Source organism: Acinetobacter sp. UBA6571, assembly GCF_002434085.1.
Classification (GTDB): Bacteria; Pseudomonadota; Gammaproteobacteria; order Pseudomonadales; family Moraxellaceae; genus Acinetobacter; species Acinetobacter radioresistens.
Genome location: NZ_DJJJ01000051.1, coordinates 1 through 8,836, shown reverse-complemented (window position 1 = coordinate 8,836; position 8,836 = coordinate 1). Strand labels below are relative to the sequence as shown.

At 42.5% G+C, this 8,836-nt stretch carries 8 protein-coding genes and 2 pseudogenes; 4 read left to right on the top strand and 6 right to left on the bottom strand.

Going from position 1 to position 8,836, the window contains the following annotated elements; translation table 11 throughout:
- The 3 genes and pseudogenes from B3X18_RS09770 to rimI all read left to right on the top strand — a co-directional run.
- A pseudogene (locus tag B3X18_RS09770) lies at positions 1–90 on the top strand (elongation factor Tu); the annotation flags it as partial.
- Positions 91–326: 236 nt separating this feature from the next.
- On the top strand, positions 327–1,202 hold the full coding sequence (locus B3X18_RS09765) for a metal-dependent hydrolase (protein WP_005027503.1): 876 nt from the start codon (positions 327–329) through the stop codon (positions 1,200–1,202).
- 105 nt (positions 1,203–1,307) lie between these two features.
- Complete coding sequence (gene rimI, locus B3X18_RS09760; protein ID WP_005027502.1) at positions 1,308–1,766, top strand: ribosomal protein S18-alanine N-acetyltransferase; 459 nt, start codon at positions 1,308–1,310, stop codon at positions 1,764–1,766.
- A gap of 11 nt (positions 1,767–1,777) precedes the next feature.
- On the opposite strand, the gene B3X18_RS09755 is transcribed toward rimI, so the two are convergent.
- The 3 genes from B3X18_RS09755 to trxB form a co-directional block, all read right to left on the bottom strand.
- Entirely contained in the window at positions 1,778–2,593 is an 816-nt protein-coding gene (locus B3X18_RS09755) for an arginyltransferase (protein ID WP_005027500.1), read from the bottom strand.
- Between the two features lie 19 nt (positions 2,594–2,612).
- Positions 2,613–3,344, bottom strand: coding sequence for a leucyl/phenylalanyl-tRNA--protein transferase (aat, locus tag B3X18_RS09750; protein ID WP_005027498.1), 732 nt, complete (start codon positions 3,342–3,344; stop codon positions 2,613–2,615).
- Between the two features lie 127 nt (positions 3,345–3,471).
- Positions 3,472–4,431 carry a thioredoxin-disulfide reductase gene (gene trxB / locus B3X18_RS09745; RefSeq protein ID WP_005018904.1) on the bottom strand — a complete coding sequence of 320 codons (960 nt, stop codon included), beginning with the start codon at positions 4,429–4,431 and terminating at the stop codon, positions 3,472–3,474.
- Between the two features lie 251 nt (positions 4,432–4,682).
- On the opposite strand from trxB, the gene B3X18_RS09740 reads away from it, so the two are divergent.
- Positions 4,683–7,814 (top strand): DNA translocase FtsK, encoded by a 3,132-nt coding sequence (locus tag B3X18_RS09740; RefSeq protein WP_005027496.1) that lies wholly within the window; start codon positions 4,683–4,685, stop codon positions 7,812–7,814.
- A gap of 64 nt (positions 7,815–7,878) precedes the next feature.
- Here B3X18_RS09740 and B3X18_RS09735 read toward each other — a convergent pair whose 3' ends face one another.
- The 3 genes and pseudogenes from B3X18_RS09735 to B3X18_RS09725 all read right to left on the bottom strand — a co-directional run.
- Positions 7,879–8,166 (bottom strand): PA4642 family protein, encoded by a 288-nt coding sequence (locus B3X18_RS09735; protein ID WP_005027494.1) that lies wholly within the window; start codon positions 8,164–8,166, stop codon positions 7,879–7,881.
- A 128-nt stretch (positions 8,167–8,294) separates the two neighbouring features.
- Positions 8,295–8,567 carry a cell division topological specificity factor MinE gene (gene minE / locus B3X18_RS09730; protein ID WP_005018909.1) on the bottom strand — a complete coding sequence of 91 codons (273 nt, stop codon included), beginning with the start codon at positions 8,565–8,567 and terminating at the stop codon, positions 8,295–8,297.
- 2 nt (positions 8,568–8,569) lie between these two features.
- Positions 8,570–8,836 (bottom strand): annotated as a pseudogene (locus B3X18_RS09725) (septum site-determining protein MinD); the annotation flags it as partial.

Below are 8,836 nucleotides of genomic sequence, written 5' to 3'. Positions count from 1 at the left end.
CCGATCGCGATGGACGCTGGTCTGCGTTTTGCGATTCGTGAAGGTGGCCGTACAGTAGGTGCTGGTGTTGTTGCGAAAGTAACTGCATAATCACTTTACTGTGTCAAAAAAAGCGTCCTTTTAGGGCGCTTTTTTTATTTATATAAATATGCATTTAAATAGCTTTATAAAATTGTCAGACAATAATAAATATCAGCTGTCCTTAACTGATAATTCTATGTCCTTATCTGCCCTTATAGCACAATAAAAAAAACGTATGATAAGAAATAAGAAATCAAAAAATAAAAGCAAGCTAGCGAATTGCTCACTTGCGAGGAGTAACCCTAATGAATGCTAAAGTAAATATTTCAAATCGTGCTGGTGCTAGCTTTCCTGTACGTCGTATGGACTTTGAATTTAATCAGGTTCCACGTTACTGGGCGAGCGGTGATGCCGGTATAACCCATTTTATGACAGCTTTATCTGCACTGTTCCCAGAGGGTGAAAAATTTTTTGTAGATAGTACCCGTGCGGTACGTCAAAACCCTAAACTTTCAGATCCAGTACTTCAAAAAGAGATTAGTGCTTTTATCGGGCAAGAAGCTATGCATTCTAAGGAGCATCTTGCCTTTAATGCTTCTGCTCAGGCTTATGGTTATGATGTGCGTAAAATGGAAGAGCAGACAGGGCAGGTACTTAAAGTAGGTACGGAAGTCGTATACCGTCTGATGAAACCGTTCGGTTACACCAAGGAAATGGTTGATTTAACAGGTACATGTGCTCTTGAACATTTTACTGCCACTATCGCGGCTGAGCTGTTGCAGAATGCAGATGTGCAGGCCTTATTTAATGATGAGACCATGTATAAACTCTGGATGTGGCATGCCATAGAGGAAAATGAGCATAAAGCTGTAGCCTTTGATGTTTATACAGCAATGTATGGGCAAGGGCCTAAGGCTTATTTTATGCGCTCTTCGGCGCTAATCATTGCCTTAACGCTGATTTTCTTTACACAGTCATATTTTACTGTGCGTCTCTTAAGCGCAGATAAAAAACTAACCTGGAAAGATACCAGATATATGCTGAAATTTATGTATGGCCGTAAGGGTTTTATAACTCGACAAATTCCTGAACTGGCAGACTTTTTAAGACCAAAATTTCATCCAAATGATACAGATACCACAGCTCTTTTAGAAAAATGGCGTAATAAACTAGGTTTCTAAAAGTATATAAGAAAAGGGACAATTTAAATTGTCCTTTTTTATTCTCGATTTTTCATAAACAATTCTTATAATGCAAGTTGGATAGCTATAAAAGCCCTGTTGTATATGATCCGCTTAATGCAAAAATCTGACCTGCCTCAGGTGACTGAGATTGAAAAACAGGTTCAAACTCACCCGTGGTCTTTTCGATTATTCGAAGAGGCATTACAAAGTTATCTGTGTACTGTATACGAGCTGCAAGGTCAGGTTATCGGCTTCTGTATTCTACAGCCCGTTCTAGATGAAGCTAACCTGTTATTAATGGCTATTCATCCTTCCTGGCAAGGTAAAGGACTAGGTTATACCCTGCTTGAGCAATCAATTTCACTTTTAGAAAATATGCCTGTACAAATTTTTCTGGAAGTACGTGAAAGCAACACAGCTGCCATTGCACTTTATGAAAAGAGCGGCTTTCATCAAATTGATCAGCGACGTAATTATTATCCTGGACCGAATGGAGGACGTGAACATGCCATTATCATGGTCAAGTCTTGTAGTGAGGATTTCAGCCAGTTATTTCGCTAAGTCAAACTGATTTATTTAACAATCAGCTGATTCCAGCCCGAAGGAAGGGTGGTGAGGAGCGAATCACCCAGCGCATGAATCTCTTCAGCGTTTAAGGATCGGTTCAAATGCCGCCACTGTCCATCTAGTAAAATTTCTAATGGGGTATATTGGGATTTATAGTTCATTTTAGCTGAATGTGGTACCCAGTAACCGAGGTAAATGTAATCTAGACCTAGCATTTTTACATATTCAATCTGCTTTAAAATTGCAAATACTCCTAGGGAGCGACGGTTTTCATCAGGATCAAAAAAAGTATAAACCGCTGAAATACCATCATCCAGCGGATCACATGTAGAAACGCTGATGAGCTGTTCATCCTTCCACAGCTCAAGAAAGAAGCTTTCTGTACAGCTATGTACCAAGAATTTTTCAAACTGGTCTTGACTGGGTGGATACATGTCTCCATCAGCATGACGTGCCAAAATATAGCGCTCATACAGTGCATAATGCTGCCAGGTTGCATCACGGGTTGAAATAATATTCATGCGTAAATTCTGGTTACGCTTCCATGCTTTTTTCTGGCTGCTGTTCATTTGAAAAGCATTTACAGGGACCCGACAGGAAAGGCATTGCCGGCACAGATGGCATTCTGGACGATAGATAAAGTCGCCACTACGTCGGAAGCCTAGCCGAGAAAGTTCAGACAATGTTTCTACGTCAATACGATGAACAGGGTCCAGAAAGACCATGCGTGCAGATTTCTTTTCTAGATAACTACAGTCATGTGGTGGTGTAATATAGTACTGCAAGTCATTTAACAGGGACTTAGGGTGATAAGATTTCATACATGGTCCCTCATTATTATCATTCGCTCAGGCGGCTATTAAGTGCAACTGTTTCACTTGAAAATACACGCTCCTGATACTTTTTCCAATCGATAGCAGGTTGAATAATTACATCTTGTAACGATTTAAGATAATCCTGCCGAGAAACTGTACAGGCACCCAAGCTAAGCAGATGTTCATTTACCAGCTGGCAGTCGACCCAAGGTAAATTATTCTCCTTTGCAATTAACATGAGGCTATAAAAAGCCATTTTTGAAACATCAGTGCGGGTACTGAACATCGATTCACCGAAACAGCCTTTGCCAATGGTGACCCCATACAGGCCTCCTACCAACTTTGTATCGTCCCAGACTTCAACACTATAACCAAAACCTGCATTGAACAGGTTGCAGTAGCCTTGGATAATTTGTTTGGAAATCCACGTCTCTTCACTATAGCTACGCGGTAGGGCACATGAGGAAATAACCTGTTCAAAGGCCTGATTGACCGTGATGTGATAGTCGTACTTTTTCATACTCCGTAGTAAAGATTTGCTCGGTTTATAATGTTCTGGATAAATTACACAGCGTGGTTCTGGTGACCACCAGCAAATAGGTTCACCTGCATTAAACCAGGGAAATAACCCATGTGTGTAAGCTTCTAATAAAGTAGATGGAGAGAGGTCAGCCCCAATACATATGAGGCCTTCGCCTTCAGGATCGGCTTCTATAGGATCAGGAAAAATATATTGAGAGGGGGGAAGCATGGTCATGATTCAGTCTGAAAAAATCACTTTAATTTATGGTAAGTAATTTCATACAGCCATACAAGCACAACTGTAAAACTGAAAATAAGAATAGCCGCACTAAGGCGGCTATTAAGAAAATAACCAAACTCTGTTAACTTTCTGGTGTTAAACCATCCAGGTATTTCTCTGCATCAAGTGCAGCCATACAGCCTGAGCCCGCAGAGGTAATGGCCTGGCGATAAACATCATCTGCTACATCACCTGCTGCAAATACGCCTGGGATTGACGTTGCAGTCGCATTACCTGCTGTGCCACTTTGTACCTGAATATAGCCATTACGTAATTCAAGCTGGCCCTCAAACATTGAGGTATTTGGTTTGTGGCCAATAGCAACAAATAAACCTTGAACATCAACATCACGTAGTGTGTCATCCTGAACAGATTTAAGTCTTACACCGGTTACTCCCGTATTGTCGCCCAGGACTTCTTCAACCTGATGGTTCCAGAGAATCGAAATTTTGCCTTCTTTCTCTTTTTCAAACAAGTGATCTTGTAAAATCTTTTCTGAACGCAGTTTGTCACGACGGTGTACAAGCGTAACATGTGAAGCGATATTTGATAAATACAATGCTTCTTCAACCGCAGTATTACCTCCACCTACTACCATAACTTTCTGGTTTTTGTAGAAGAAACCATCACAGGTTGCGCAGGCACTTACACCCTGGCCCATAAATTTGGCTTCGGATTCCAGACCAAGATACTGGGCAGTTGCGCCTGTTGCCACAATCAGGGCATCACAGGTGTACTCTTCCATATCACCCTTCAAAACAAAGGGACGAACATTTAAGTCCACTTCATTAATATGGTCATAAATCATCTCAGTACCAAACCGCTCTGCATGAGCATGCATACGTTCCATTAAAGCTGGACCAGTCAGACCCTCAGGGTCACCTGGCCAGTTGTCTACTTCAGTAGTGGTCGTAAGCTGGCCACCCATCTGCATGCCTGCAATGAGTGTCGGCTTTAGGTTTGCACGTGCTGCATACACTGCTGCGCTGTAACCGGCAGGGCCCGAACCCAAAATAATTAACCGTGAGTGACGAATGCTCATTAAAGCTATCCTTTTTTATGTAGAATTGTTAAAAGTATACGTGAAACATCAGCAAAGTTGTGTTCAATCCATGTGGATAATCTTGATGATGGAAATCGGTTTGAGCTATATAAAATATGTTAACAACACAAATAAATAATGATGCATCATTTTAATGGGAACCGGTGCATAATATAAAGTTTTCTTCTTTGAAGAAAGCCTGACGGCTTCTATATAAGAACATCAATTGATAAATGGTTACGGGACAGTATATGACTGCGGTGTCAAATGTTTATGCACAGCGCTTATTAATGACATTATTCTTGGTTTCATTCGGGATTTACCTGTTTCTGGCAACAGTAACATATACACCGTTTGACCCCGGGTGGATGCATATTTCCAGTGATACCCAGCAAGTCTCTAATGCCAGTGGCGTAGCGGGTGCCTGGATTGCAGATTTGCTTTTTGGCTTTGTAGGATGGGCAAGTTTGCTTATTCCCATCTACCTGTTTATTGAAGCTATCCAGCTCTGGTGGCCACGCAGTTTCCTGAACCGTCCGTTTCGTTATGCTGCCCAGTTTTTTTTAATCCTGACCACGTCCAGCCTTTTATATCTACACTGGAATTTACCTGCAGATACTCTGGAAAATGCCTCTGGTGGCATTATCGGTTATGAACTGGGAAGTAGTCTGGCGCAGGTGTTAACAATTTATGGTGCTACTTTCTTTCTGATTGTATTTTGTCTAATTTTACTGACCTTGGCATTTGGTATTCAATGGAATAAAACCTGGGTTACGCTTAAGGCAACCCCTGCATACCTGCAAGATCTGTTTTACCGTAATGTACCTTCCAGTGAATCAGACTTTGACCGCACTGAACAGCAACCAATAAAAAAGTCGGTCGCGATCAGAACCAGAGAATCTGCACAAGAGCAGGTTTTAGCTTCAGAAATAAAGCAGCCAGCTAAGATAGTCTCTCAACCTTCAGCAGCAGACCTGCAAGCAGAGCGTCTATTTAACGATATGTTGGCAAAAGAGCAGATACAACATCAGATGCCTTCACTTGATCCTGAAGATGAAGCAGAGTTTGAACGTACTTTAGAAAAAGCCCATCAGTTACAGCAGGACAGCCAGCGTGTGGTCGCAACCGGTGAAGTATGGCGTGCTTTACAACATGATGATAATCATGACCGTGATATTGATGCCCTGTTAAAAGCTGCCGAAGATGACAAACCGGTTACACCACATGAGCATCTGCAACAAGTGGTAGTGGCTCAGGAAGAAAGACAGCCTGAATCCCGTTCTCCTGCGTATCAGCCTCAAACATCACATGATGATGAGATATTGGACTGGAATGATGACCAGATTTTTGATGAACTGTTAGCTGCTGTACCGCCAACTAAAACGGCAACAGATGTACATACACCTTTTAACAGCAAAAATATATCAAATGGACAGGGCTCATCTGCCGCATCAGCTACTGTATCCAGTGTGACAGCCAGTGTTTCTGGGGCAGCAAGCGCCACGGGAGTTCAATCTGCACTGATGAGACAGTCTATGCAGAATAACGGCAGTGATGTTGCTGAGCTTGAGGAGCTGGTTGATTTTCTGGTGGAAGATGAAGATCACTTTAAAGATCAGCCTGTGAGAACAACAAGCAGTTATGCTCAGTCTACACCCTTTGTAAAAGCAGAGATTAAAACTCAGTTTAATGCACCAGAGCGTGAAACAGAGATTGAGCAACATCTAGATGAGCGTAAAATTCTTGCCAAAGATAAAGAAGCCTTTATTGAGGCTTGGCATGAAACGGCTGGTAAACCTCAAGAAATTGAAGAAGAATTTGATCTTGATGCGCCATTAACTGACCGGGCCGGGCGGCCGATGTCACGTGCCATGCAAGTGGTACACAAGCGTCGTGATCTATCAACTTTGCCTCCAGTTGACATTCTAGATCCGGTAGACCCGAACAAGAAAGTAAACTTTACTGCTGAGCAGTTGGCACGCCTGTCAGAACTGCTAGAAATCAAGTTGCAGGAGTTTAATGTTAAAGCCAAGGTGGTTGAGGCTCAGCCAGGGCCGGTAGTCACCCGTTTTGAACTGGATCTGGCGCCTGGGGTAAAAGCTTCTAAAGTAACCAATATTTCCCGTGACCTGGCTCGCTCAATGTCCATGGCTTCGGTGCGTGTAGTAGAAGTTATACCAGGCAAACCTTATATTGGAATCGAAGTACCGAACAGTAGCCGTGAAATGGTACGTTTAACCGAGCTACTGGAAACACCAGCATATCGCGACCCGAATGGTCTTATCTCAATGGCTATGGGTAAGGATATTTCAGGTAATCCGGTTTTGACTGATCTTGCCAAGGCACCTCACATGCTGGTGGCAGGGACTACCGGTTCGGGTAAGTCAGTCGCTGTAAATGCCATGATTCTTTCCATGCTGCTCAAATATACCCCCGATCAGTTGCGTTTAATTCTGATTGATCCGAAGCAATTAGAACTGGCTAACTATAATGATATTCCTCACCTTTTAACGCCTGTAGTGACTGATATGAAAGATGCGGTCAGTGCACTAAACTGGTGTGTTAATGAAATGGAACGTCGTTACAAGCTGATGTCCTTTATGAAAATTCGTAAGATTACTGATTATAACCGTAAGGTCGAAGAAGCAATTGCGAACGGTGAGGATCTGATTGATCCGACATGGAAACCCGGTGATTCGGCAACTCAAGAGCGTGCCCCACGCTTAACTCCTTTACCTATGATTGTGATTGTGGCTGATGAATTTGCAGATATGATTATGCAGGTGGGTAAAAAAGCAGAAGAAATGATTACTCGTCTCGCGCAAAAATCACGTGCTGCTGGTATTCATTTATTGCTTGCAACTCAGCGTCCTTCTGTGGATGTCATTACCGGCCTGATTAAAGCCAATATTCCTACCCGTGTGGCATTACGTGTTAACAGCAAAATTGACTCCCGTACTATTTTAGATGCAGGTGGGGCAGAGGACTTGTTAGGGCATGGTGATATGCTGTTCTTGGGGCCAGGTAAAATTGAACCCGAACGTGTACATGGCGCCTTCATTTCTGATGATGAAGTTAACCGTATTTGTGATGCATGGCGCGAACGTGGTGATCCTGATTACATTGACGAGATATTGACACCGTTTGATGAAGAACCAAGCTCACGCGGTTTCGAGGATGGTGGAGAAGGCGGTTCCGACCGGGATATGCTTTACGACCAGTGTGTCGCATTTGTACTGGAAACCCGTAAAGCCTCTACGTCTTCTCTCCAGCGTAAATTTAGCTTGGGTTACAACCGTGCTGCGCGCATTATTGATCAGATGGAAGAAAATGGTATTGTAAGTGCGATGGGTGCAAATGGTAAGCGTGAAATTTTAGTATAAAAGGTCTTTAAATAAAAAACCTGCTTCAAGCAGGTTTTTTATTATTTCGGTTATAAAGCTGTTTTTAAGCAAACTTAGCTAGAACTTCTAGAAATGGAGCACTTTGGCGCGGAAATTCAGCAATCACTTCATGAATACGTTGTCCCTGAGGATTAGTAGCATTTAGATCCCGGCCATCAGCAATAAACCTGTTCAGCAAACGTTCATAATCACTTGGACGCATATGCTTGAATGCATGATAGAGAACGTGAAAGTCAGCATTTATGCCTTCAGGAGGAAGCTGATTCAAATAGCCAAACACACGTTCATCTGACCATTCTTCATTGAATGTTGCTGGCTGTGACAATGCCATCACGATCTCCTCAGTATTCAAAACAAAATTAAAAAAGCAAAATACTTGCAGCAGGAGAAAGAGATACTTTCCATGCGCTGCTGCATATTTTGCCTTGATTTAATTCGGTTGCCTAATCAGTAATGAGATTAACGTTCTTCAGGCAAATTGATATTCATCTCTAGCATTTCGATGTTCGCTTCAGAACGAACAGACATCTGAATATGCTGCTCATCTACACCGCGTACATAACGGTTGACCACCTGCATAATTTCTTTTTTCATCTGGTCTATTTTGTCTTGGCTTAGACGTCTACCTAAACCCTGTTCAGAGGCCACGATGACTTTCAGTCGGTCTTTAGCTGTTTTAGCACTTGATGGTTTTTCATCACCACTAAAAAGCTTACTCCAGAATCCTGCCATAATTATGCTCCAAATAGTCGTGCTAACCAGCCCTTCGGTTTCACAGTAATGTGACGATAAGGACGTTCTTCACCAAGGAAGCGCGCAACCAGGTCATCATAAGCCTGTCCGGCACTGGTTTCAGTATATAGAATAACCGGTTTACCTTCGTTTGATGCCTGAAGTACAGTTGGACATTCTGGAATCACCCCTAAAGTCGGGACACGTAAAATATCTTTTGAAATATCATCAATTGATAACATTTCCTGACGGTCTGCACGTTCTGGATT